Source organism: Burkholderia sp. Bp8984 (assembly GCF_003853755.1).
Classification (GTDB): Bacteria; Pseudomonadota; Gammaproteobacteria; order Burkholderiales; family Burkholderiaceae; genus Burkholderia.
In genome coordinates, this window is record NZ_QTQN01000053.1 from 1 (window position 1) to 24,308 (window position 24,308).

Here is a 24,308-nt window from a genome sequence, read left to right on the forward strand (position 1 = left end):
ACGAGGATCTCGCCCTGCTGGAACGGCTCGAGGCCGTTCACGGTCTTGATCAGCGTCGACTTGCCCGAGCCGGACGGGCCGCAGACGACCACCACCTCGCCTTTCTTCACCTCGGTCGTGCACTCGGCGAGGACCTGAAACTGGCCGTACCACTTGGAAACGTTGCTGATGGAAATCATGAAAGTTCCTGCATCGTAATGAGGCGCGCGCGGCGCCGGTTCAGCGCGCCTTCGCGACGCGATAGCGGCGCTCGAGCGTGCGCGCATACCACGTCAGCGGGAAGCACATCGCGAAGTACAGCAGCGCGACCATCGCGTAGATCGGAAACGGCTTGAATACCGCGTTGGTGATGATGTTGCCGGTCTTGGTCAGTTCGGTCAGCCCGATGATCGACGTGAGCGCGGTGCTCTTCACCGCCTGCACGAGGAAACCGACGGTCGGGGCGAGCGCGATCTTCCACGCCTGCGGCCATACCACGTAGCGCAGCCGCTGGGTCCACGTCATGCCGAGGCTGGCCGCCGCGTGCCACTGGCCGTGCGGGACCGCGTCGACGCAGCCGCGCCAGATGTCGGCCAGACAGGCGCTGGCATTCAGCGTCAGCACGACCGACGCCGCGACCCACGGCGTCACGTCGATGCCGACCAGCGGCAATCCGAAGAAGCCGAGGAACAGTTGCATCAGCAACGGCGTGCCCTGGAACAGTTCGATGTACAGGATCACGAAGCGGCGCAGCGCCGGCACGGGCGAGATGCGCATCGCCAGCAGCGCGAACCCGGCGAGGCCGCCGCCGGCGAACGTGATCAGCGACAGCAGCACGGTCCAGCGCGCGGCGAGCAGCAGGTTCCATGCAATATCCTGGAAGGTGAATTCGATCATCGCGCACGTTCCGTCGGCAGGTGGGTTGCAGGGGAGCGGGCGCGCCACGTGAAGCGGGCAACCCGCGTGCGCCGCGGTGCGGCAGCCGCGCCGTGGCGCGTGCGACCGGCGAACAGCCGCCGGCCGACGCGATTGAGCAGCATGCGCAGCGCGATCGACAGCAGCAGGTAGATCGCGGTCACGACGATGTAGATCTCGAACGCGCGGAAGTTGCGCGACTGGATGAAGTTGGCCGCGTAGGTCAGGTCGGGCACCGAGATCTGCGACACGACCGCCGAGCCGAGCATCACGATCAGGACCTGCCCGAGCAGCGCGGGGTACACGTTCGCGAGCGCCTGCGGCAGCACGACGTGGCCGAACACCTGCCGGCCGTGCAGCCCGAGCGCCCGCGCGGCCTGCACTTGCCCGTGCGGCACCGATTCGATCCCGGCGCGCAGGATCTCGACCGCATAGGCACCCAGGTTGACCGTCATCGCGAGCACGGCCGCCTGCGCTTCGTCGAGGTGTACGCCGAGCGCGGGCAGCCCGAAGAAGATGAAGAACAACTGGACCAGGAACGGCGTATTGCGGATCAGCTCGACGTAGGACGCGACGAGCGCGCGCGCCCAGCGCGGGCCGGCGAGCGCGATCCACGCGCCGCCGGTGCCGAGCAGGCCGCCGAGCACGGTCGCGGCCGCGGTCAGGGCGAGCGTCACGCCGACGCCGCGCGCGAGCATGCCGGCGTAGAGACCGAAATCGCTGAAGTCGAACACGTAGCTCATCGCGATGCCTTGGGTCGAGCGTGCGGGGCGAAGGCGCTGCGCATCACAGATCGGCCGGCAGGGCAGCGTGCAGCCACTTCTGCGACAGGGTGTTCAGCGTGCCGTTCTTCTTTGCGCCGGCGATCGCTTCGTTGACCTTCTGCATCAGGCGCGGCTCGTTCTTGTTCAGGCCGACGTGGTCGGGCGAGCTGAACAGCGAGAACTTCTGTTCCGGATCGATCGACGGATGACGCGCGATGATCGTGGCGCCCACGTCGTTGCCCACCACCAGCAGTTGCGCCTGTCCCGACAGGAACGCCGCGATCGCGCCGTTCGGGTCGTCGAAGCGCTTGATCGTCGCGCTCGGCGGCGCGACCTTGCTGATGCTCAGGTCCTCGAGCGTGCCGCGCGCGACCGCGACCGATTTGCCGGCGAGATCGGCGTTGCCCTTCACGGCGAGCGACTTCGGGCCGAACACCGCGAGGTAGTACGGCGCATACGCGTTCGAGAAGTCGATCACCTTCGCGCGCTCCGGCGTCTGTCCGACCGACAGCAGCATGTCGGTCTTGCGGTCGGCGAGATACGCCATCCGGTTGTCGCCGGTGACCTGTACGAGTTCGACCTTCGCGTTGAGCGCCTTGCCGATCAGGTTCGCCATGTCGATGTCGTAGCCCTGCGGCTTCATGTCGGGGCCGATCGAACCGAACGGCGGGTAGTCCTCGAACACGCCGATGCGCACGACGCCCGATTTGGCGATCGTGTCGAGCGCGTCGGCGTGCGCGAGCGGCGCGACGGCGGCCACGCCGGCGGCGCAGGCGCAGAGGAGGGCGGTGCGGGCGAGCAGGCGTCGCACGAGGCGGTTGGCTTGGGTCGATGCGTTCATGGCGGGATCCTTGTTGCTGCGTTGGGGAACGAAAGGAAAATCAGGCGCCGCGTGCGGCGATCAGCTTGCATGCGTGTGCCGGCAGTTCGGCGGCAACCGGCATGCCGACGTGCAGGTCGGGTGTCTCGCGCGGCGTGGTCGCGGCCGTCAGCGTGAAGCCGCGGCAATCGATGGTCGCCTCGATCGACGCGCCGACGTCGCGCACGAACGTGATCGTGCCGGCGAGCGTGTTCGGCGCGCCCGACGCCGTCGCGCCCGGCCGCACGCATACGTCCTCGGGACGAATCAGCAGGCGCACGGCGTCGGGCGCGCGTGGCGTGTCGGGCGCGCGCCCGATCGAGAGCCGCTGTCCGCCCGGCAGGACGATCGCGTCGTCGCCGTCGCGCGCGACCGGCAGGATGTTGCCGAGGCCGATGAAGTCGGCGACGAATTCGTTGACCGGGTCGCGATAGATGTCGAGCGGCCGGCCGACCTGCTGGATGCGGCCTTTCTCCATCACGACGATCTCGTCGGCCATCGTCATCGCTTCGCGCTGGTCGTGCGTGACCATGATCGTCGTGATGCCGAGCCGTTGCTGCAGCAGCCGGATCTCGACCTGCATCGCTTCGCGCAGTTTCGCGTCGAGCGCCGACAGCGGCTCGTCGAGCAGCAGCAGGCGCGGCGACGACGCGATCGCGCGCGCGATCGCGACGCGCTGGCGCTGCCCGCCCGACAGCTGCGTGACGAGCCGGTCGGCCATGTGCGGCAGCTGGATCAGCTCCAGCAGCTCGGCGACGCGCCGCGCCTGCGCGGCCCGGTCCGTCTTGCGCAGCCGCAGCGGGTACGCGATGTTCTGCGCGACCGTCATGTGCGGAAACAGCGCGAGCGACTGGAACACCATGCCGAAGTCGCGCCGGTTGGCGGGCACGTGCGTGAGGTCGCGGCCGGCGAACGTCACCGTGCCGGAGGTCGGCGTGTCGAGGCCGGCGATGATCCGCATCAGCGTGGTCTTGCCGCAGCCGGACGGGCCGAGAAAGCAGACGAGCTTGCCGTCCGGCACCGACAGGTCGACGTGATCGACCGCATACGCCTGGTGGAAGCGCTTGGTCACGTTCTGGAGGATGAGCTGGGTCATGACGGTTCCTTGCATGGTCGAGGGCGGGGCCGTGCGCGCATCAGAGCGCGACGCCCTTGTCGCCGACGAGTTTTTCGAGCATCCAGATCAGCGCGAAGTCGATCGCGACCGTGAACACGGCGAAGCAGAACACGGTCGGGTCGAGCGACGACACGGTGCGGCTGTAGAGCCAGACCGGCAGGGTCATCGTGTCGATGCCGTACAGGAAGAACGTCACCGTGAATTCGTTGAACGACACGATGAACGCGAACAGCATCCCGGCGAGAATCCCGGGCCGCATCAGCGGCAGCACGACGTCGACGAGCGCGCGCCGCGGGCTTGCACCCATCACGCACGCGGCTTCCTCGAAGTCGGGGCCGATCGACGCAACCGAGGCCGCGCAGTTCTTCACGGTGAACGGCAGCGTCAGGATCACGTGCGCGACCACGAGCCGCACGATGCCGAGCTCGACCGGCAGCGCGTTGAACACGATCAGCAGCGCGAGGCCGAGCATCACGAGCGGATAGACGATCGGCAACGCGACGAGCTGCTCGACGAGCGCCTTGCCGCGGAAGCGGCAGCGCGACAGCGCGTAGGCCGCGGGCACCGACACGACGGTCGCGATCAGCATCGTCGCGACCGCGACGACGAGGCTGGTCGTCAACGCGGCGCCCATCGACTGCGCGCTGCCCGCATCGGACGACACGAACGTCTGCCAGGCGGCGCGATACCAGTGCAGGCTGAACTCGCGCGGCGGGAATTCGAGCGTGCCCGATGCGCCGAACGACATCGTGATCATCGTCAGGATCGGCAGCGCGGCGAGCAACAGCACGAGCGTCGCGAGCGTGCCCGTCGCGCGACCGAGGCGGCCGGGCAGTGGCGTACGCAAGAGCAGGGTATTCATCGGCTCACCTCGCCGGCACGTTGCAGGGTGCGCACGAGGCGCTGGGACACCGCCATCACGACGAGCGTCGTGGCCATCAGCACGACGCCCGATGCCGACGCGGCGGGCCAGTTGAGCAGCGGCGCGACCTGGTCGTGCACGAGCACCGCGAGCATCGGCACGCGTCGGCCGCCGAGCAGCAGCGGCACCGCGAATGCGCTGGCGTTGTATGCGAACACGAGCAGCGCGCCGGCGACGAGGCCGGGCATCGCGAGCGGCAGCGTCACGTGCCGCAGCGTCTGCCAGCGGCTCGCGCCGAGCGTCGCGGCGGCTTCGTCGTAGGCGCGGGACACCGCGCGCAGCGCGCTCGACAGCGGCAGCACGGCGAGCGGGAACGCGGTCTGGATCAGCCCGAGCAGCACGCCGTGCTCGCGGTACAGCAGTTGCAGCGGCCGGTCGACGACGCCCGAGGCCAGCAGCGCGCGATTGAGCAATCCCGCCGGGCCGAGCATCACGAGCCAGCCATAACCTTGCAGCAGCAGGTTCACGAGCAGCGGCAGCAAGACGCCGGCGAGCATCAGCCGGCGCGCGAGCCGCGATTCGGTGCGCGCCATCGCGAGCGCGACCGGGATCGCGAGCAGCACCGCGCACACCATGCTCTGGAACGCGAGGCGCAGCGTGAGCCACAGCGATTTCGTGAAGTACGGGTCCGCGAGATCGGCGTAATTCTGCAGCGTGAAGGTCCGCCATTCGTCGCCGGATACGCCGACGCTCATGCGCAACACGGTGAGCGTCGCGGCGGCGAGCACCGCGAGGAACGCGAGGATCGGCGCGAGCAGCAGCCACGGCGGTACGCCGGCCAGCGCGGGCCCGGCGTCCGAGCCGGCGCCGGCCGGTGTGCCGGCGGCCGGCGCCGCGTCGCGGGGGGAGGACAGGGAGGCCATGTCGTTACGCCGCGAAGAGGCCCGTGTAGCGCTTGATCCACGCCGGCTGGACGACGGCGAGCGCCTTGTCGTCGTGCAGCACGGCCTTCTCCGCGATCTGCTGCGGCGACGGCACGAACGCGCGGCTTTCCGCGGGAATCACGGCCTTGCCGTTCACGGGCCCGTTCAGCACGTCGGCCGCCATCCGGCCCTGCACGCCCGCGTCGAGCGAATGGTTGATGAACGCGTGGATCAGGTCGAGGTCGCCCGGATGCGCCTTCGGGATCACCGTGAACATCAGTTGCGTCGCGAAGCCTTCCTTCATTCCGTACGTCACGCCCATCTTGTAGTCGGGCTTGCGGATCTGGTCCGGGAAGAACGCCGGCGAATAGATGCCGCCGATGTCGAGCGAGCCGGTGCGGAACAGGTCGGCGACCTGGTTCGGGTTCTCGCCGAGGGTCATCACGCGATCCTTGAGCTGCGCGAGCTTTCTGAACCCGGGATCGATGTTCTGCTGCGAGCCGCCGGCCAGCTTCGCGGCGATGATCGCGAGGTCGACCGCTTCGGCCCACTCCGGCGGCGGCAGGAACAGCCGCCCCGCATACTTCGGATCCCACAGTGCCTCGTAGCTCGACGGCGCGCTCTTCACGGTCGCCGTGTTGTAGATCAGCCCGTCCGACCACAGCAGGTAGCCGATGCCGAAGCCGTTCGCGCCCGTGCGGTATTGCGGCGCGACGTCCTTCAGGTTCGGCAGCCGGTTCAGGTCGGGCTTCGCGAGCAGGCCGGCGTCGGCGAGGCCGGCCGCGCCGACGCCCGCGAGCGTGATGACGTCGTAGGTCGGCCGCTCGCCCGCGGCCTTGACCTTCGCGACCATCCCCGACGTGCCGTCCGCGCGATCGGCGATCACGCGCGCGCCGGTCTGCTTGCTGAAGGTTTCCGCGATGTTGCGCAGCGCGGCCGCGCCGGTATCGTCGGACCAGGTGAGCAGGCGCAGCGTCTTGCCCGCGAAGCTGCCCGACTGAGCCTTCGCAGTCCTGATGAACGGCATCGGAATGGCGGATGCGGCGAGTGCCGTGCCGAGGGTTTTGATCACCTGCCTTCTGCCCGCCTTGAAGTGTTGCATGGCCGTCTCCTGATGAACGATGCCGGGTGGTTCGATGCCGGTCGCCGGATGGCGGCGCGGGTGTGGATGAACTGTAGGGAGGTCAAATTTCCGCAACAAACGAAATATCCGCATGCGCGCCATGACATAAACGCATGGGTCGCCGGCCTCAGCGGGCCGCCGTCATGACCTGCTTGATTTCCTGGAAGGCGGCCAGCCCGAACGGGCCGAGCTCGCGCCCGACGCTGCTGCGCTTGTAGCCGCCCCATGAGGTTTGCGGATAGATCAGTTGCGGTGTGTTGATCCATACGACGCCCGCCTCGAGCGCATTGGCGACGCGCCTGCCGCGCGCCGCGTCGCGCGTGACGACGGTTGCGACGAGCCCGTATTCGGTATCGTTGGCGGCCGCGATCGCGTCGTCCTCGGCGTCGAACGCGCGCATGCACAGCACCGGCCCGAAAATTTCGTCGCGCCATAGCGCGCAGCCGGCCGGCACGTCGGCGAACAGCGCGGGGCGGATGAAGTAGCCGGGGCCGGCGAGCGCGTCGCCGCCCGTCACGAGCCGCGCGCCGTCGGCGCGGCCCTGTGCGATGTGGCGCTTCACGCGTTCGTATTGCGCGCGGTTCGTCAACGGGCCCATCTGCACGCCGGGTGCGAACGGCGGGCCGACGACGGTCGTCTCGATCCGTCGCGCGAGGCGCGCGATCAGGTCGTCGGCGAGCGGGGCGGCCACGAGCACGCGCGAGGTCGCCGAACACATCTGCCCGGCGTTGAACAGGCCGCCGCCCGCGATCAGTTCGACCGCGTGATCGAGGTCGGCGTCGTCGAACACGACGATCGACGATTTGCCGCCGAGTTCGAGACCGACGCCCTTGATCGTGTCCGCGGCCGTCTTCATGACCTGCGCGCCGACTGCCGTGCTGCCGGTAAACGACACCTTCGCGACGAGCGGATGCGCGCACAGCCGGGCACCGACCTCGTGGCCGGTGCCCGTCACGACGTTCAGCACGCCGGGCGGCAGGCCCGCTTCGGCGACGATCGCGGCGAGTTCGAGCTCGGGCAGCGGCGTGATCTCGGACGGCTTCAGCACGACGGTGCAGCCGGCGGCGAGCGCGGGCGCGAGCTTCCATGCGGTCGTGACCATCGGGAAATTCCACGGCACGATCAGCGCGGCGACGCCGGCCGGTTCGCGCCGGATCCACGCGCGATGATCGCCGCCGGGCAGCGCGATCTCGGTTTCGCCGTCGGTGTCGAGGGCATCCGCGAGGCCCGCGTAGTAGTCGAAGGTGGCGATCACGTCGGCGACGTCGATCTCGGCTTCGGCGAACGGCTTGCCGTTGTTGAGCGACTGCAGTGTCGCGAGCCGCGTGCGCCGTGCGTCGACGCCGCGCGCGATGGCACGCAGCAGCGCCGCGCGTGTGGCGCCGGTCGTGCGTTTCCAGTCGCGAAACGCGCGCGAGGCGGCTTGCACGGCATGCTCGACGTCGGCGTCGCCGCCTGCGCTGACCTCGGCGATGACCATTTCCGTCGACGGGTCGACGACGGGCAGCGTCGCGCCGCCGACGCTCGTGCGCCACGTGCCGTCGATGAAGTGGCGCGTGTGCAGCGGCGGATCGAACGCGAGATCCGGTGTCGTGCTCATCGCCGCACCTGTTCGAACCAGGTTGCCTCGTCGATTTCGATCACGGTCGGCATCGGACGTGCCGTCGCATCGCGCAGCGCGTCGGCCAGCGCGTGGGGCGTCGCGGCCGCCTGCGCCGCGCAGCCGAAGCCGCGTGCGAGCGTCTGGAAATCGGGCGTATACGGATCGACGCCGACCGGCGTGATGTCGCGCTCGACCATGTATTTGCGGATCTCGCCGTAACCGCGGTTGTTCCAGACGATCACGATCACCGGCACGCGAGCCTCGACCGCGCTCGCGAGCTCCGGCAGCGTGAACTGCAGGCCGCCGTCGCCGATCAGGCACACCACGGCCCGCGCAGGCGCGGCGAGCTTTGCGCCGATCGAGGCGGGCAGCCCGTAGCCGAGCGTGCCGTAGCCGGTCGACGAGTTGAACCAGCTGCGCGGTGCCGGCGCATCGTGCGTGAAATTGCCGACGTAGACGGGGCTCGTCGAATCGCCGGCGATGATCGCGCCGGGCAGTGCGGTGACGATGGTGTCGATCAGCCGTGCCTGGGCACGCGCGGCGCCGTCGTGGCCGGCCGCGATCGCGGCGCGCACGGCGGCCACCCGCGGCGCGCCCCAGCCGGGCTCGGGTGCCGGCGCCGGCCGTTCGTGCAGGCGGGTCGACAGCGCGCCGAGCGTCAGCCGCGCATCGCCGGCGATGGCGATTTCGGCGCGCGCGTTGCGCATCAGCTGTTGCGCGTCGATGTCGATGCGGATCAGCCGGCCATCGATCGCGAAGCCACCGTCGAACGTGACGTCGTAATCGGTTTCGCCGAGTTCGGTGCCGACCGCGAGCACCACGTCAGCCTCGCGGATCGCCGCGCGCGTGGCCGGCAGCGACTGGGTGGAGCCGATCAGCAACGGGTGGCCGGCCGGCAGCAGGCCCTTCGCGTTGATCGTCAGCGCGACTGGCGCGTGCAGGCGTTCGGCGAGTTCGCGCAGTTCCGTCGCGGCGTGGATCGCGCCGCCGCCGGCCAGGATCAGCGGCCGCCGGGCCTGCGCGAGCAGGTCGGCGGCTGCCGCGAGCGCGTTCGCGTCCGGCGCGGGGCGCGCGGGCAGCGCGAGCGGCGCGGCGGGCAGCGCGGGCGCCGGCATCACGATCACGTCGAGCGGGATCTCGATATGCACGGGCCGCGGACGCGCGCTTTCGAACACCGCGAAGGCGCGCGCGAGGACCTGCGGCAGGTCGGCCGCGTCGAGCAGCGTGTGCGAGAACGCGGTGAGCCCCGCGAACACGTCGCGCTGCGACGGCAGCTCGTGCAGGCGGCCGTCGCCGCTGCCGAGTTCGCGCCGCGCGTTGACGCTCGAGATCACCAGCATCGGAATCGAGTCCGCGTAGGCCTGTGCCATCGCGGTCGCGATATTGGTCATCCCCGGCCCGGTGATGATGAAGCAGACGCCCGGCCGGCCGGTGACGCGGGCATAGCCGTCGGCCATGAATCCGGCCCCCTGTTCGTGGCGCGGCGTCACATGACGGATCGACGATGCGGCGAGGCCGCGATAGAGCTCGACGGTATGCACGCCGGGAATGCCGAACACGCATTCGACACCCTGGCGTTCGAGAAGATCGACGAGCGCTTCGCCGCAGGTGCGGGGGCGCGCATGGAACGGAGCGGCCGTGGCCGCGCAGGCCTCGGCAATGCAGGAGACAGGGGCGGGATGGTTCATGGATCGTGACGTGCCGATTGGGAGGGGGAGTGGCCCGTACCGCAAGCAACGGGCATGAAGCGGATTGTCGGGGTCGATCGGCGCTGCCAACAATCGATTAGTTTTCATGCAGCGCATGAGCGCCGTGCATGGCGGCGTCGAGGCTTGCCGACGGCCCGACGCTTGCCGCGGCGAGCGGTCGGCATGCGCGGGAACCGTTCGGCCCGCGCACGATTCCCGCGTCCTGCTGCTTCGATCTCCATCGGGCACGCGCGTGCCCGGATGTTCGTGGTGAGCGGGCCGGACCCGTCACCGGCATGCCCGGCCCGGCCTGCAGGCGAACCCGCGACGGTCAGTGCGGCGCGGTGAAGCGCGGATCGATATACGCGTCGACGTCCTGCGACTGTTTGTACACGGCGTTACGCACGTTGAACGCATTCGCGTTGCGCGTCGAGCCATAGATCGAGTCGAGCCCGTCGCCCTTGCGGAACGCACGCTTTGCGGCAGCCTCGTCGAGCAGGTGCGTGCCCTTCAGCAGCGGAAGGTATTGTTCCGGCGCGAGCCCGACACGCGCGGACATGATCCTGACCGCGTCGGCCTGCGTCTTCGGGTCGTTGATGTACGCGACGCAGCGGTACCAGACCTTGACCACCTTCGCCCAGTCGGCCCGGCGCGCGGCGAGGCTCGCCGGCGCGACCGTGATCGCATCGTAGATCAGCCCCGGCGCATCCGCCGACGTGAAGATCGCCCGTGCGCCCGGTGCGCGCTTCAGCGCCTCGCCCGCGTTCGGCTGCCAGGCGGCCACCGCGGCGATGTCGGACGACGAGCCGAGCACCTGCGGCAGTTCGTTGGTTTTCGCATTCACGAGCGTGACGTCGCCGTCCTTGAGCCCGTGCTTCTGCAGCGCGGTTTCGAGCAGCAGGTGATCGACCAGGCCGAGCTCGACGCCGACCTTCTTGCCCTTCAGGCCTTCGACGGTGCGCAGCGGCGGCTTCGCGACGATCATGTCGTTGCCGGCCGAATAGTCGGTCAGCAGGATCATCACGTTCTTCGCGCCGGCCGCGCCGGTGACGAGCGCATCGCCGTTGGTCGCCGCGACCGCGTCGAGCTTGCCCGCGGAAAACGCGTCGAGCGACGCCGAATAATCGAACCATTCGAAGTCGACGTCGACGCCGGCTTCCTTGAACCAGCCCTTGTCGAGCGCGACCTGGAACGCGACCCAGCCGGGCCAGTCGCTGTAGCCGATCTTCAGCGGCGCGGCCGCGTGCACGGCGGGCGCCGTCAACAGCGCGGCGGCCGTGACGGCGGCCCCCAGTGCATGACGGACGAAACGGAGGGACGGCAGGCGGCGGAACGCCGGGGCGGGACGGGTCATCGTTGTTCTCCAGGAGACCGGGATCGGGATCGTCGATTCGGACCGCGCCTGTGCGCGGTCCGGCCGCGTGGCCGGTTCCTGCGGATGCGGAACGAACGAAGCGGCCACGGAGAGGCGCGACGGCCGTTGCCATCGCCAATCTCCCGGGCTTTTGTCCCGCCGTGTAGCGCGGGTGCGTCCGGTCTCGCGATCGGACGCACCCGCGCCGGGCTGCTCTCGGACCAGACGTTCGATGAACCGGAACCCTAGCACCCCTAAGATGCGACGCTGCCGCACCTCTCGGCGTCATGCCGAGCGAGAAGCGTGCCAATGGCACGCGGTCACGCGATTCAACGGCGCCGCGCGGCGCGCTGAAGTTCGATGAAGCGGGCGGAGAACAGCGCGCTCAATGCGCGCCGGAGCAGGTCGAGCTTGTTCATGACGCGTGAGATATCGAGTGACGATGCATCCGTTCAGCAATGCCCATGCCATTGCCGAACGCGCGGCGCAGGTGCGCACGATCCGCACTGCGCCGGTGCGCGATCGCATGCGCATGGTGCGCCGCACGCCCGCTGCGAGGGCAAGCCGTCGTCGCCGCCGACTCGTGCATGCCGCGGGTCGTCGCGCCGTCGTGCCGCGTCGTGCGGTCGTTGCGCGGTCGTCGTGTGGTCGTTGCACGGCGGCTGGCACGCAACTCGCTAGATTGACGCTCGAGAGGTGCGAAGCAATTTGCATCATCTTCAGGATCGCTAGGGTTCCGGTCGTGCGGCGTTCGCGCCGCGCGATGACTGGTCCGAGAGCAATCCGGTCTTGCCTTCGCCTCGATTCGAGGAAACGGCGAGGCTCCACGGAGGGATAAAAGCCCGGGAGGTCGCGATGTCGTTCGGTCGCCCTCTCACGCCTTTTGTCCAACCCTCCACGGAGCCGCCATGTCGCCGAGCCCCCAAGCCCTCCTTGCCCCGCCGCCGCACGTCGTGTGGGAAACGCTGATTCCCGCTGGCACCCACTGGTCCGGTATCCTGCGCCGCGGCCTCGCGCTGCGCCTCGTCGACGTCGACGGCGGCGCGAACCTGTCCGCCGTGTTTCATCGCCAGGAAGACCCGCTCGAACGCTACAACATGGCCGATACGCTGAAGGCGCAGCACACCGCGCATCTCACGCGCGGCCATGCGCTGTACACGGACATGGGGCGCGTGATCGCGTCGATCACGGCCGACACGCTCGGCTGGCACGACCCGCTCGGCGGCGTCGGCGATGCGCGGTTGTTCGCGCACAAGTACGGCACGAGCTCGTACCAGGCCGATCGCAACGCGATGATCCGCAACGGCCGCGACAGCCTCGTGCTCGAGCTCGCGAAATACGGACTGTCGGCGCGCGATCTCGCCGCGAACGTCAACTTCTTCAGCCGGCTCGACACGCGCGACGACGGCACGCTCGATTTCGTCGCCGGACATTCGCCGGCCGGCAGCGCGCTCGACCTGCGCTTCGAGATGAACACGCTCGCGGCGTTCTCGACCGCGCCGCATCCGCTCGATCCGCGTACCGACTATGCGCCGAAGCCCGTGAAGCTGATCGCGTACCGCGCGTATCCGGCGGACGGCGCCGCGCCCGAGGACGACCCGTGCCGGCGCGCGTGCGCCGAGAACATGCGCGGCTTCACCAACACCGACCGCCTGTTCGCGTAAGGAGCCGGACCATGCCGATCATCGAAAGCCGTCTCGACCCGCGCGACGCGATCCACGACACCACGCTGAACGCGGGCGAACCGTGGCTGCACGACCTGAAACGCGGCCAGGTCTTCCGCATCCTCGACCTGGAAGGCAACCAGGCGGTCGACACGTTGTTCTACCGCACCGACGACACCGAGGAGCGCTACAGCGCGCAGGACACGATTCGCGCGCAGCGCAACCTGTACCTGAGCGCGGGCAGCGTGCTGCTGTCCAGCCGGGGCAACCCGATGGTGACGATCGTCGCCGACACGTGCGGGCGCCACGACACGCTCGGTGGCGCGTGCGCGGCCGAGAGCAACACCGTGCGCTATGCGCTCGACAAGCGCTACATGCACAACTGCCGCGACAGCTTCCTCAACGCGATCGCGCACTGCACGTGCGGCGCGGGTGCGCGGCTCGGCAAGCGCGACCTCGTCGGCAACGTCAACTTCTTCATGAACGTGCCCGTCACGCCGCTCGGCGGGCTCACGTTCGAGGATGGCATTTCCGCGCCCGGCAAGTACGTCGAGATGCGCGCGGAGATGGACGTCACGGTGCTGATCTCGAACTGCCCGCAGCTCAACAACCCGTGCAACGGCTACAACCCGACGCCCGTGCGCCTCACGATCTGGGAGGCCGAATGAACCACGCCCACGCTCGCCATCGTTCGCGGGAGGCCGCATGAGATTCGCCAAAGTCCTCGTCGCGAACCGCGGCGAAATCGCATGCCGCGTGATCCGCACGCTGAAGCGGCTCGGCATCGCGTCGGTCGCGATCTATTCGGACGCCGATCGCGACGCGCGTCACGTGGCGCTCGCCGACGAAGCCGTGCGGGTCGGGCCGGCGCCCGCCGCCGACAGCTACCTGAACGTCGCGGCGATCCTCGCCGCCGCGCGCGAGACCGGCGCGCAGGCCGTGCATCCCGGCTACGGCTTCCTGTCCGAGCATGCGGGCTTCGCCGATGCATGCGAAGCGGCGGGGCTGCGCTTCATCGGCCCGCGCGGCGATCACATGCGCGCGTTCGGCCTCAAGCACACCGCGCGCGCGCTCGCCGCCGCACAGGGCGTCGCGCTGCTGCCGGGCACGGGCCTGCTCGACGACGTGGCGACGGCGCTCGCCGAAGCCGGCGCGATCGGCTATCCGGTGATGCTGAAAAGCACCGCGGGCGGCGGCGGGATCGGCATGTCGCTCTGCCGCGATGCCGCGCAGCTCGAGGCAGCGTTCGAATCCGTCGTGCGGCTCGGCAACGCGAACTTCGCGCATGCGGGCGTCTATCTCGAGAAGTTCGTCGAACACGCGCGGCACATCGAAGTGCAGATCTTCGGCGACGGCCGGGGCGGCGCGATCGCGCTCGGCGAACGCGATTGCTCGGTGCAGCGCCGCAACCAGAAGGTGATCGAGGAAACGCCCGCGCCGGACCTGACCGATGCCGAGCGCGACGCGCTGCACGCGAGCGCGGTGCGGCTCGCCCGCGCGGTCGGCTACGCATCGGCCGGCACCGTCGAATTCGTGTTCGACGCGAACGCGCGCCAGTTCTATTTCCTCGAGGTGAATACGCGCCTGCAGGTCGAGCATTGCGTGACCGAAGCGGTGACGGGCGTCGATCTCGTGGAGTGGATGATCTTGCAGGCCGAAGGCGACCTGCCGCCGCTCGACACGCTCGCCGTCGCGCCGCGCGGCGCGAGCATCCAGGTGCGGCTGTATGCGGAGGATCCGCACAAGCAGTTCCTGCCGAGCGCCGGCCTGCTCACGCACGTCGCGTTTCCGGACGACGTGCGCGTCGACGGCTGGATCGAGGCGGGCACCGAGATCAGCGCGCATTACGATCCGCTGCTCGCGAAGCTGATCGTGCGCGGCGATACGCGGCGCGACGCGCTGGCCGCATTGCAGGCCGCGCTCGCGCGTACCGAGCTGTACGGGATCGAGACCAACCTCGACTACCTGCGCGCGATCGCCGGCTCGGACACGTTCGCGCGCGGCGCGCCGACGACGGCATTCCTGTCGCGCTTCGCGTTCGCGCCGCACACGATCGACGTGCTCGACGGCGGCGTGCAGACCACCGTGCAGCAGGCCCCCGGGCGCGTCGGCTACTGGAGCGTCGGCGTGCCGCCGTCCGGGCCGATGGACGATCGCGCGTTCGACCTCGCGAACGCGCTGCTCGGCAACGCGCGCGACGCGGCCGGGCTGGAATTCACGATGGTCGGCGCGACGCTGCGCTTCAACACGGCGACGCTGTTCGTGCTCGGCGGCGCGCCGCTCGCGGCCACGCTCGACGGCGAGCCGGCGCCGTTCTGGCAGGTGCTGCGCGCGCGGCCCGGCGCGGTGCTCAAACTCGGCGGCGTGACCGGCGCGGGCGTGCGCGCATGCCTGGCCGTGAAGGGCGGGCTGCAGGTGCCCGACTATCTCGGCAGCAAGGCGACCTTCACGCTCGGCCAGTTCGGCGGCCACGCGGGGCGCGCGCTGCGCAAGGGCGACGTGCTGCATCTGCACGCGGACGCGGGGCGCGGCGACGCGGGCGCGACGCTGGCCGCGGCCGAGGTTCCCGCGCTGACGCACGCATGGACGCTCGGCGTGCTCGACGGTCCGCACGGCGCGCCGGACTTCTTCACGCCCGACGACATCGCGATGCTCTACGGCACGCAGTGGACGGTCCATTACAACTCCAGCCGCACCGGCGTGCGGCTGATCGGCCCGAAGCCGCAATGGGCGCGGGTGGACGGCGGCGAGGCGGGCCTGCATCCGTCGAACATCCACGACAACGCGTATGCGATCGGTGCGGTCGATTTCACCGGCGACATGCCGGTGATCCTCGGCCCCGACGGCCCGAGCCTGGGCGGCTTCGTGTGCCCGGTGACGGTCGTGCGCGACGAGTTGTGGAAGCTCGGGCAGTTGCGCCCGGGCGACACCGTTCAGTTCGTGCGCGCCCGCGTGTCGCCCGCGCCTGCTGCCGCCGCGGTCGTGCCTGCGGCTTGCGCCGGCGCGCCGGACGATTGCGTGCTGCATCGCGATCCGGCGGCCGGCGGCGGCATCGGCGTGGTGTACCGGCGCTCCGGCGATCGCAACGTGCTGGTCGAATACGGGCCGCTCGTGCTCGACCTGAACCTGCGCTTTCGCGTGCATGCGCTGATGTGCTGGCTCGACGCGCACCGGCTGCCCGGCATGCTCGACCTGACGCCGGGGATTCGTTCGCTGCAGGTGCAGTTCGACGCGCGGACGCTGCCGCTCGCCACGCTGCTCGCGCATCTGCAGGCAGCCGAGCGCGAACTGCCCGACGTGGCCGACATGCGCGTGCCGAACCGCATCGTGCATCTGCCGCTGTCGTGGGACGACCCGTCGACGCGCATCGCGATCGAGCGCTACATGCAGTCGGTGCGGCCCGATGCGCCGTGGTGCCCGAGCAATATCGAGTTCATCCGGCGCATCAACGGGCTGGCGAGCATCGACGACGTCAAGCGCATCGTGTTCGACGCGCGCTATCTGGTGATGGGGCTCGGCGACGTCTATCTCGGCGCGCCGGTCGCGACGCCGATCGATCCGCGGCACCGGCTGGTGACCACGAAGTACAACCCCGCGCGCACCTGGACGCCGGAGAACGCGGTCGGCATCGGCGGTGCGTATCTGTGCGTGTACGGGATGGAAGGGCCCGGCGGCTACCAGTTCGTCGGCCGGACCGTGCAGATGTGGAACCGCCACCGCACCACGCGCGAATTCGAGGCCGGCAAGCCCTGGCTGCTGCGCTTCTTCGACGAGATCCGCTTCTACGAAGTCAGCGAAGCCGAGCTGACCGCACTGCGCGCGGATTTCATCGCGGGCCGTGCGGCGCTCGAGATCGAGGAATCCGTGTTCGATCTGGGCGCATACAACCGCTTCCTGCGCGACGAGGCGGATTCGATCGCGACGTTCAAGGCCGCGCAGCAAACCGCGTTCGAAGCCGAGCGCGAGCGATGGCGGGCGGCCGGGCAGGCGGAATACGTCGGCGAAGCGGAGCCGGGCGACGGGCAGGCGGCGCGCGCGGCGGGCGTGCTCGACGACACGCAGCGGGCGATTGCCGCGGACGTGTCGGGCAGCGTGTGGAAGGTGCTGGTCGAAGCCGGCGAGCGCGTGACCGAAGGACAGGTCGTCGCGATCGTCGAGTCGATGAAGATGGAGGTGGCGGTGACGGCAACGGAAGACGGCACGATCGAGACGATCGATTGCGCGCCGGGCGCGGCGGTGGTGGCCGGCCAGCGGCTGATGGTGATGCGCGCGGGTGCTGCCGAGGAGGTCGCATGAACACGACGGAACGCTCCCTCCTGCCCGGGCTGCGCTCGATTGCCGCGCTGCGCGCGCGCTATGAAGCGGGCGACCTGACGCCGCATGCGCTCGTCGACGCGATCGCCGCGCATTTGGACGCGGGCGACCCGCATCACGCGTGGATCCGGCCGCTGTCGCGCGCGGAGATGACGCGGTATGCCGACGCGCTCGCCGGGCGCGACATCGCGACGCTGCCGCTGTACGGCGTGCCGTTCGCGATCAAGGACAACATCGACCTCGCGGGCATCCCGACGACGGCGGCCTGTCCGGCTTATGCGTACACGCCCGCACGCAGCGCGCCCGTCGTCGAGCGGCTGATCGCGGCCGGCGCGATCCCCGTCGGCAAGACCAATCTCGACCAGTTCGCGACCGGGCTCTCGGGGCAGCGCTCGCCTTACGGCGCATGCCGCAATGCGCTCGATCCGCGCTATGCGTCGGGCGGGTCGAGTTCCGGGTCGGCGGTGGCGGTCGCGCTCGGCGTCGCGACCTTCTCGCTCGGCACCGACACGGCCGGCTCCGGGCGCGTGCCGGCCGCGTTCCACGGCCTCGTCGGGCTCAAGCCGACCCGCGGCGTGGTGAGCACGCTCGGTGTCGTGCCGGCCTGCCGCTCGCTCGATTGCGTGTCGGTGTTCGCGCACTCGCCGGCGGATGCGCGGGCCGTGTTCGACGTCGCGCATGGCGTGACCGAAGGCGATCCGTACGGGCGCGCGTGGCAGCCGCTGCCGGGCGCCAACAGACTGCGCGCGCATCCGGGGCGGCCGCTCGCGCAGCTGCGCTTCGGCGTGCCGCGTGCCGATCAGCTCGAGTTCTTCGGCGACGAATCGTATCGCGCGGCGTGGGGTACTGCGCTCGAACGCCTGCGCGCGACCGGCGCGCGGGTCGTCGAGATCGACTTCGGCCCGTTCCTGGCCGCCGCGCGGCTGCTGTACGAAGGCCCGTGGGTGGCCGAGCGGCTCGCCGCGATCGGCGCATTCGCCGCGCGGGAACCCGATGCGCTGCATCCGGTGATCCGCGAGATCGTCGGCGGTGCGTCGCGTTTCAGCGCGGCCGATGCGTTCGCGGCATTCGACCGGCTCGCGACGCTGCGCGTCGAGGCCGATCGCGCATGGGGCGGGCTCGATGCGATCGTGATGCCGACCTCGGCGACGACCGCGACCGTCGACGCGCTCGAAGCCGACCCGATCGGCGTCAACTCGCGCTTCGGCTACTACACGAATTTCGTCAACCTGCTCGACCTGTCGGCGATCGCGGTGCCGGCCGGCACGTGCGAAAGCGGACGGCATGCGGGTTTGCCGTTCGGGATCACGTTCGTCGGCCGCGCGCACGACGATGCGCGGCTGCTGGATCTCGCGCAGGCGTGGGTCGGTGGCGCCGTCGCGGGCGGCGATGCGGGCGGCGATGCGGTTGTCGGCGATGCCGGGGCGTCAGCGCCGGCGGCGCCTGCGTCCGGCGCATCGTCCGGTGTGTCGTCCGATGTGTCGTTTGGCGCATCGTCTGGCGTGTCGTCCGATGTGTCGTCGGGCGTGTCGTCCAACGCGTCGTCCGGTGTCGTGCGCGTGGCCGTCGTCGGCGCGCATCTGCGTGGCGAGCCGCTGAACGGGCAGCTCACGGATCGGGGCGCGCGTTTCGTCGCCGCGACGACGACGGCCGCCGCCTATCGCCTCTACGCGCTGTCCGCGGCGGCCAGCGGCGGCGTCGCCAAGCCGGGCCTCGTGCGCGTGCCGGACGGTGGCGCGCCGATCGCGGTCGAGATCTGGGAGATGCCGGTCGATGCCTACGGCAGCTTCGTCGCCGGGATTGCGGCGCCGCTCGGCATCGGCACGCTGGCGCTCGCGGACGGCTCGCGGGTGCAGGGTTTCCTGTGCGAAAGCGCGGCGCTCGACGATGCGCAGGACATCACGCGCTTCGGCGGCTGGCGGGCTTACCGCGCCCAGGCCGCCGGCGGCGCATTGCAATGAACGCCCGGTCGCGCGTGGCCCTTGGGCGGCGCGCGACCGGCACCCGCAACGATACGGAGATTCCCATGTCAATGACCCGCAACACGACCGGCTGGCTGGCCGTGCGCCGCGAACTGACGACGCGCGGCAAATGGACGCTCGGCCTCGCGTCGTTCCTGCTGCCGTGCGCCGTCTGGTGCCTGATCAGCTATGTGCCGTTCGTCTGGCATCCGCAGATGCGCATCACGAATCCCGGGAGCGTCGACTATTTCCAGGCCGGCATGCAGATCGACCGCGACGTGTTCGACGACGAGCTCGCGCATGCGCGTGCGACGCACGCGGCCGTGCCCGAAGGCGTGCGCGCGAACCCGGTCTACCTGCCCGCGCCGCACCAGGTGCTGCGCGCGTTCTACACGGCGTTCACGACGCCGCCCGCATCGCGCGACGGCGTGTGGCTGCACGAGAGCCTGTGGCACAGCATCCGGATCATCTTCTGGGGCTTCGTGATCTCGTCCGCGATCGGCGTGCCGCTCGGCATCGTCTGCGGCACCTTCAGTGCGCTCGCGCGGCTGCAGGAGCCGTTCCTCGAGTTCTTCCGCTACCTGCCGGCGCCGGCGTTCGGCGCGCTGATGGTCGCGATTCTCGGCATCTACGACGCGCCGAAGATCGCGATCATCGTGATCGGCACGCTGTTCCAGCAGGTGCTGATCATCGCGAACACGACGCGCAAGCTCGAATACGGGTTGTTCGAGGCCGCGATGACGCTCGGCACGAAGAAGCTGAAGCTGCTCACGCACGTCGTGATTCCGGGCGTGCTGCCGGACCTGTATCGCGACCAGCGGATCCTGCTCGGCTGGGCGTGGACCTACCTGATCGTCGCCGAACTCGTCGGCACGAGTTCGGGCATCACGTGGTACATCAGCCAGCAGGCCCGCTACCAGCATTTCGACAACGTATACGCGGCGATCCTGATGATCGGGATCATCGGCCTCGGCACCGACATCGTGCTCGGGCTGCTCGGCCGCAAGCTGTTTCCGTGGGATCGCACGCTGAAGGCGTGACACCCGTCGACGCGCATCCATCTACCGATTTTCGCAGAGGGCATCATGCAGAATCCGCAGACCGTTCCCGATTACCTGATTCAATCCGACGCGGTGCGCGAGCGCTTCGCGCGGCTGAAAACCCGCGACGTGATTCTCGACGTGCGCCATGTCGGCAAGCGGTTCGCGACGCCGCAGGGCGAGTGCGTCGCGCTCGACGACATCAGCTTCCGCACGCACCGGCGCGAGTTCGTGTGCGTGATCGGCCCGTCCGGCTGCGGCAAGTCGACGTTGATCCGCATCCTGGCCGGGCTCGACGCGCAGACGAGCGGCGAGGTGCTGCTGGACGGCAAGCCCGTGCAGGGGCCGGGCGCCGACCGCGGGATGGTGTTCCAGGGCTATACGCTGTTTCCGTGGCTCACCGTGAAGAAGAACGTGATGTTCGGCCTGCGCATGAACGGCAGCAGCAGCGGCGAGGCCGAGCGCGAGGCGCTGCAGTGGCTCGATCTCGTCGGGCTGACGCGTTTCGCCGACGTGTATCCGCACCAGTTGTCGGGCGGAATGAAGCAGCGCGTGGCGATTGCCCGCGCGCTCGCGAACCGCCCGCGGATCCTGCTGATGGACGAGCCGTTCGGCGCGCTCGACGCGCAGACGCGTGCGCGGATGCAGACCCACCTGCTCGACATCTGGCGCAATATCGACGTGACGATCCTGTTCATCACGCACGACCTCGACGAGGCGATCTTCCTGGCGGACCGGATTCTGGTGCTGAAGGCGAACCCGGGCGGCGTGCAGGAACTGATCGAGGTGCCGGTACCGCGACCGCGCGATTATGCGCAGGTCAATACGCCCGAGTTCATTGCAACGAAGGCGCGGCTCGAAGCGCTGATCCATCCGAAGGAAGCGGTGGCCGCGGACGACGAAGGCGTCAAGCCGCACATGATCCGGATGACGGACGTCGCGGACAATGTCGAGTAGCGGGGAGGCCGGGTGCGCGTGCGCGCCCGGGATCTCGTACCGGGCGTGATCCGTGCGACTGCATGACGGGATCCCGGCCACGCACGAGTGCGAACATTTGTCGTCAGTTGTTTTGCTGCGGATTTTTTCTTGATCTCTCGCGGTGGAATACGAGATGAAATAATGTCGTTACACGTGTGGTTCGGTAATGGCGAAGTTGGGCGCGATTCGCGCAAGTCTTTTTGTTTCTGTTTTTGCATGAAATGCGAGATTCAATTCACATATATGCGCATCAAGGTCGCGCGTTCGTCCCGGAAAAGGGCGGCGTTAATAAAAATATTATTGAAACGCTGAAATACTCCTTGTTGGGTCTGCGCCCCGCCTGACGCGTGCTTGCCGCATTTGAACCGCGCTCCCGCGTATCCGGCGAAGGCTTCGCCCCGGATGCGCCGATTTTGCAGTATTGAAAATCGTGTGAAATATCGATTCAATCCGGAATATTGTTTTCGCAAATTGATGTCCTTATAAAAAATAATCGAGAACTGTCAGCATTTACAGGTTCATTGGATTAACCGCTCGATGTAAATTCGAGTCGCGGGACAAATTGATGTTTTCAAGGTTTCGTGCGAATCGATCACCCGATCGGTGATCGAAGGTCGCATGGAACGGTGTCCACGCACCGGCAACCCATCTACCTGAACGGGAGCTTCTATGTCACGCGTTACCGATGTGCTCGTCTCGATCGATACCGAAACCATTCTCCAGAAATATCCGAATCCCAGCCGGGATCCGAAAAACCCGACGCTGATCGACTGGAAGCACGTCTACATGGTCACGAACCAGGACAACGTCGTGTCCGGGCAGGCGGGCGGCGAACTCGACCTGAAAGCGCAGGTGGGCGACCTGATCCGATGGCGTGAAACGAGCCTGTCGCTGGGCTTCGAGAAGCAGGTCGTGTTCTACGGCTTCATCGCCAACCAGGGCCGCGACCTGATTTCGACGCCGACGCCGCGCAAGGCCACCGCATCGATCCCGATTCCGAACCCGAGCTCGCCGTCGACGCCGACCTGCCAGAAGGTGGACAACTACTACTGGTCGTCGGAAACGCTGTCGGAAGGCCGCGTCACCTACCACTTCTACTTCCAGATCATCGACCGCAATTGCCAGTCGCTGGGTTGCTATCAGTGGGACCCGTTCATCTCGATCCACAACTGATCTCGGCAGGCGGGCGACCATGCGACGGTCGCCCGCGTCATTGTCCCGTTCCGGAGGAAGCGCCATGCCTGGTCTTCGTTGCGACGTGCTTGCGATCGTCGATGCCGTCACGCTGCTGTCGGCCTGTCCCGATGCGAGCCGGAACGCGGATGCGCCGACCGTGATCGACGGCCGGCACATCTACGTGGTGAGCCCCGGCGACACCGGGCCGCTCGGCCGCAACGACAGCCGGCTCTTTGCCGGCCTGTCGCCGGGCGACCAGCTCCGCCTGCGCGAAACGGCGCTGGCGCTGCGTGCCGAAGTGAGCGTGCTGTTCATCCGGTTCGCCTTGCGAGACGCCGGCATTGTCGCGCCGATCGAAGCGCAGGTGCGCGACGCCGCGACGCCGGTGCCGTCCGACGACGACCTGCTCCATCCGCAGTGCCGGCCGATGCCGGACCATTACTGGCGCAGCGACGTGCTGGCTGCGGGCGCCACCACGTGCACGGCCGATTTCGCCGTGCTCGACCGTGGCGGTGCGGTGTCCGGCTACTTTCGCTGGGAGACGTCGATCGAGATCGCCGGCGGCCGCGCGGATTCGTAGCAGCCCGATTGCAAGCCGTCGCCGGACCGCGACGGCAACGTCGACCTTGCGTCCGATACCGGCTTCGGGCGATCTTCTGCGCGAATGCCGATTTCAGGCAGGATGCCGAACCGTTTGACTCACGGGCCGCTCGCGTTTCATCGGCAGCCGGCCCGCCCGAATCAGTTTCGTTCCCGTTCGAGCCAGCGTCGTTGCGAGGCGTGACCACCCGAGCGCGCCGCGTCCGTCGCGGCCCGGGTTCCCCGCATTGCCGCCCGCTGATCCAATCCGGAATTTGTCTAGTCATCCTTGCGAATGGATCGTACGAGATGCACCAAACGCGTGCCTGAATTCCCCAAGACGAGGCACGTCAGAGCCCCGAAATTAGGGGATTTCCCGCGTTTCCCCGGTTTTTTTTGATCGCTGCTTGTCGCGCTGTTTTTCTTCTTGCATGCTTGTATAGACAAATTCCTGAGGCGGCTTGCTGCAGCACCGAAGGGATGACGAACCTCAACGCAAGGAGAAATCTCGTGAACGGCAAGCGGATCAAGTGGGCAATCAGGACGATCGGTGTCATCGCGGCCGCGGCGGCAACGCTCGCGGCGCCGGCGCAGGCGAAGGAATGGAAGACGGTGACGGTCGCGCTCGAAGGCGGCTACGCACCGTGGAACCTCACGCTGCCGGGCGGCAAGCTGGGCGGTTTCGAACCGGAGCTGCTCGCCAACGTGTGCGAGCGGATCAAGGTGCAGTGCAACATGGTCGCGCAGGACTGGGACGGGATGATTCCCGGCCTGCAGGCCGGCAAGTTCGATATCCTGATGGATGCGATCTCCATCACGCCGGAGCGCGAAAAGATCCTGCTGTTCTCGCGTCCGTATGCGGCGACGCCCGCGACGTTCGCCGTCACCGATACCAAGATCCTGCCGAAGGCCGCGCCCGGCGCGCCGATGGTCAAGCTGACGGGTGACGCGAACGCGGACAAGCCCACCGTCGACGCGCTGCGCAAGCAGCTGAAGGGCAAGACGATCGGCATCCAGTCGGGCACCGTCTATACGAAATTCATCAACGACAGCTTCAAGGACATCGCGTCGATTCGCGTGTACAAGACCTCGCCCGAACGCGACCTCGACCTCGTCGCCGGGCGCATCGATGCGTCGTTCGACGACGTCACGTACTACGCGGCGAACAACACGAAGAAGGACACCGCGTCGATCGTGCTCGCGGGGCCGAAGCTCGGCGGGCCGATCTGGGGGCCGGGCGAAGGGCTCGCGTTCCGCAAGCAGGATGCCGACCTGAAGACGAAGTTCGATACGGCGATCGGCGCGGCACTCGCGGACGGCACGGTGAAGAAGCTGGCCGACAAGTGGTTCAAGACCGACGTCACGCCGTAAGCACGCCGCCGCCGCGCGAGCGACCCGAACGACGCGCG

20 protein-coding genes and 2 riboswitches are annotated in these 24,308 nt (G+C 68.6%); of the genes, 9 read left to right on the plus strand and 11 right to left on the minus strand.

The genetic code is table 11. From position 1 onward, the window contains the following. The 11 genes from DID98_RS33210 to DID98_RS33260 all read right to left on the minus strand — a co-directional run. Nucleotides 1–179 (minus strand): ATP-binding cassette domain-containing protein (locus DID98_RS33210; protein ID WP_124529840.1); only part of this gene is annotated, 179 nt, incomplete at its 3' end. A 40-nt stretch (nucleotides 180–219) separates the two neighbouring features. Beyond that, nucleotides 220–876: an amino acid ABC transporter permease gene (locus tag DID98_RS33215; protein WP_044848710.1), complete on the minus strand. Its 657-nt coding sequence runs from the start codon at nucleotides 874–876 to the stop codon at nucleotides 220–222. Beyond that, on the minus strand, nucleotides 873–1,637 hold the full coding sequence (locus DID98_RS33220; RefSeq protein ID WP_124572065.1) for an amino acid ABC transporter permease: 765 nt from the start codon (nucleotides 1,635–1,637) through the stop codon (nucleotides 873–875). The genes DID98_RS33215 and DID98_RS33220 overlap by 4 nt, the downstream gene beginning before the upstream one ends. A gap of 43 nt (nucleotides 1,638–1,680) precedes the next feature. Continuing rightward, on the minus strand, nucleotides 1,681–2,499 hold the full coding sequence (locus DID98_RS33225) for a transporter substrate-binding domain-containing protein (RefSeq protein ID WP_124572066.1): 819 nt from the start codon (nucleotides 2,497–2,499) through the stop codon (nucleotides 1,681–1,683). Between the two features lie 40 nt (nucleotides 2,500–2,539). Beyond that, nucleotides 2,540–3,613 carry an ABC transporter ATP-binding protein gene (locus DID98_RS33230; RefSeq protein ID WP_124572067.1) on the minus strand — a complete coding sequence of 358 codons (1,074 nt, stop codon included), beginning with the start codon at nucleotides 3,611–3,613 and terminating at the stop codon, nucleotides 2,540–2,542. A gap of 40 nt (nucleotides 3,614–3,653) precedes the next feature. Continuing rightward, complete coding sequence (locus DID98_RS33235) at nucleotides 3,654–4,496, minus strand: ABC transporter permease (protein WP_124572068.1); 843 nt, start codon at nucleotides 4,494–4,496, stop codon at nucleotides 3,654–3,656. Next, nucleotides 4,493–5,419, minus strand: coding sequence for an ABC transporter permease (locus DID98_RS33240; RefSeq protein ID WP_124572069.1), 927 nt, complete (start codon nucleotides 5,417–5,419; stop codon nucleotides 4,493–4,495). The genes DID98_RS33235 and DID98_RS33240 overlap by 4 nt, the downstream gene beginning before the upstream one ends. Nucleotides 5,420–5,423: 4 nt before the next feature. Next, entirely contained in the window at nucleotides 5,424–6,521 is a 1,098-nt protein-coding gene (locus tag DID98_RS33245) for a PotD/PotF family extracellular solute-binding protein (protein ID WP_124523434.1), read from the minus strand. A gap of 148 nt (nucleotides 6,522–6,669) precedes the next feature. Continuing rightward, on the minus strand, nucleotides 6,670–8,142 hold the full coding sequence (locus DID98_RS33250) for an aldehyde dehydrogenase family protein (protein ID WP_124572070.1): 1,473 nt from the start codon (nucleotides 8,140–8,142) through the stop codon (nucleotides 6,670–6,672). Further along, nucleotides 8,139–9,833 (minus strand): 5-guanidino-2-oxopentanoate decarboxylase, encoded by a 1,695-nt coding sequence (locus DID98_RS33255; protein ID WP_221622545.1) that lies wholly within the window; start codon nucleotides 9,831–9,833, stop codon nucleotides 8,139–8,141. The genes DID98_RS33250 and DID98_RS33255 overlap by 4 nt, the downstream gene beginning before the upstream one ends. A 331-nt stretch (nucleotides 9,834–10,164) precedes the next feature. Next, entirely contained in the window at nucleotides 10,165–11,187 is a 1,023-nt protein-coding gene (locus DID98_RS33260) for an ABC transporter substrate-binding protein (RefSeq protein ID WP_124572071.1), read from the minus strand. Nucleotides 11,188–11,325: 138 nt separating this feature from the next. Beyond that, nucleotides 11,326–11,447: riboswitch (guanidine-I (ykkC/yxkD leader) on the minus strand. Between the two features lie 457 nt (nucleotides 11,448–11,904). After that, a riboswitch (guanidine-I (ykkC/yxkD leader) is annotated at nucleotides 11,905–12,038 on the plus strand. A 57-nt stretch (nucleotides 12,039–12,095) separates the two neighbouring features. On the opposite strand from DID98_RS33260, the gene DID98_RS33270 reads away from it, so the two are divergent. From DID98_RS33270 to DID98_RS33310, 9 genes are all read left to right on the plus strand, one after another. Next, nucleotides 12,096–12,851, plus strand: coding sequence for an urea amidolyase associated protein UAAP1 (locus tag DID98_RS33270; RefSeq protein WP_124489568.1), 756 nt, complete (start codon nucleotides 12,096–12,098; stop codon nucleotides 12,849–12,851). An 11-nt stretch (nucleotides 12,852–12,862) separates the two neighbouring features. Continuing rightward, nucleotides 12,863–13,519: an urea amidolyase associated protein UAAP2 gene (locus DID98_RS33275; protein WP_044848699.1), complete on the plus strand. Its 657-nt coding sequence runs from the start codon at nucleotides 12,863–12,865 to the stop codon at nucleotides 13,517–13,519. 37 nt (nucleotides 13,520–13,556) lie between these two features. Then, a complete protein-coding gene (gene uca / locus DID98_RS33280; RefSeq protein ID WP_124572072.1) occupies nucleotides 13,557–17,147 on the plus strand; it encodes an urea carboxylase in 3,591 nt (1,196 codons plus the stop codon). After that, entirely contained in the window at nucleotides 17,144–19,126 is a 1,983-nt protein-coding gene (gene atzF, locus DID98_RS33285) for an allophanate hydrolase (RefSeq protein WP_124572073.1), read from the plus strand. Before uca ends, atzF begins: the two co-directional genes overlap by 4 nt. A 65-nt stretch (nucleotides 19,127–19,191) precedes the next feature. Beyond that, complete coding sequence (locus DID98_RS33290) at nucleotides 19,192–20,166, plus strand: ABC transporter permease (protein ID WP_044848741.1); 975 nt, start codon at nucleotides 19,192–19,194, stop codon at nucleotides 20,164–20,166. 45 nt (nucleotides 20,167–20,211) lie between these two features. Then, nucleotides 20,212–21,123: an ABC transporter ATP-binding protein gene (locus DID98_RS33295; protein WP_044848696.1), complete on the plus strand. Its 912-nt coding sequence runs from the start codon at nucleotides 20,212–20,214 to the stop codon at nucleotides 21,121–21,123. 690 nt (nucleotides 21,124–21,813) lie between these two features. Then, nucleotides 21,814–22,317: an inclusion body family protein gene (locus DID98_RS33300; RefSeq protein WP_124489572.1), complete on the plus strand. Its 504-nt coding sequence runs from the start codon at nucleotides 21,814–21,816 to the stop codon at nucleotides 22,315–22,317. A gap of 64 nt (nucleotides 22,318–22,381) precedes the next feature. Further along, on the plus strand, nucleotides 22,382–22,900 hold the full coding sequence (locus DID98_RS33305; RefSeq protein WP_124489573.1) for an AidA/PixA family protein: 519 nt from the start codon (nucleotides 22,382–22,384) through the stop codon (nucleotides 22,898–22,900). A gap of 509 nt (nucleotides 22,901–23,409) precedes the next feature. Next, complete coding sequence (locus DID98_RS33310) at nucleotides 23,410–24,270, plus strand: transporter substrate-binding domain-containing protein (protein WP_044845555.1); 861 nt, start codon at nucleotides 23,410–23,412, stop codon at nucleotides 24,268–24,270. Nucleotides 24,271–24,308 lie beyond the last annotated feature (38 nt).

Coding starts and splice junctions, on each gene's coding strand:
- DID98_RS33305 (WP_124489573.1), top strand. CDS start 22,382: ATGCCTGGTCTTCGTTGCGACGTGCTTGCGATCGTCGATGCCGTCACG.
- DID98_RS33270 (WP_124489568.1), top strand. CDS start 12,096: ATGTCGCCGAGCCCCCAAGCCCTCCTTGCCCCGCCGCCGCACGTCGTG.
- DID98_RS33260 (WP_124572071.1), bottom strand. CDS start 11,187: ATGACCCGTCCCGCCCCGGCGTTCCGCCGCCTGCCGTCCCTCCGTTTC.
- DID98_RS33225 (WP_124572066.1), bottom strand. CDS start 2,499: ATGAACGCATCGACCCAAGCCAACCGCCTCGTGCGACGCCTGCTCGCC.
- uca (WP_124572072.1), top strand. CDS start 13,557: ATGAGATTCGCCAAAGTCCTCGTCGCGAACCGCGGCGAAATCGCATGC.
- DID98_RS33215 (WP_044848710.1), bottom strand. CDS start 876: ATGATCGAATTCACCTTCCAGGATATTGCATGGAACCTGCTGCTCGCC.
- DID98_RS33220 (WP_124572065.1), bottom strand. CDS start 1,637: ATGAGCTACGTGTTCGACTTCAGCGATTTCGGTCTCTACGCCGGCATG.
- atzF (WP_124572073.1), top strand. CDS start 17,144: ATGAACACGACGGAACGCTCCCTCCTGCCCGGGCTGCGCTCGATTGCC.
- DID98_RS33300 (WP_124489572.1), top strand. CDS start 21,814: ATGTCACGCGTTACCGATGTGCTCGTCTCGATCGATACCGAAACCATT.
- DID98_RS33290 (WP_044848741.1), top strand. CDS start 19,192: ATGTCAATGACCCGCAACACGACCGGCTGGCTGGCCGTGCGCCGCGAA.
- DID98_RS33275 (WP_044848699.1), top strand. CDS start 12,863: ATGCCGATCATCGAAAGCCGTCTCGACCCGCGCGACGCGATCCACGAC.
- DID98_RS33230 (WP_124572067.1), bottom strand. CDS start 3,613: ATGACCCAGCTCATCCTCCAGAACGTGACCAAGCGCTTCCACCAGGCG.
- DID98_RS33250 (WP_124572070.1), bottom strand. CDS start 8,142: ATGAGCACGACACCGGATCTCGCGTTCGATCCGCCGCTGCACACGCGC.
- DID98_RS33255 (WP_221622545.1), bottom strand. CDS start 9,833: ATGAACCATCCCGCCCCTGTCTCCTGCATTGCCGAGGCCTGCGCGGCC.
- DID98_RS33235 (WP_124572068.1), bottom strand. CDS start 4,496: ATGAATACCCTGCTCTTGCGTACGCCACTGCCCGGCCGCCTCGGTCGC.
- DID98_RS33295 (WP_044848696.1), top strand. CDS start 20,212: ATGCAGAATCCGCAGACCGTTCCCGATTACCTGATTCAATCCGACGCG.
- DID98_RS33240 (WP_124572069.1), bottom strand. CDS start 5,419: ATGGCCTCCCTGTCCTCCCCCCGCGACGCGGCGCCGGCCGCCGGCACA.
- DID98_RS33245 (WP_124523434.1), bottom strand. CDS start 6,521: ATGCAACACTTCAAGGCGGGCAGAAGGCAGGTGATCAAAACCCTCGGC.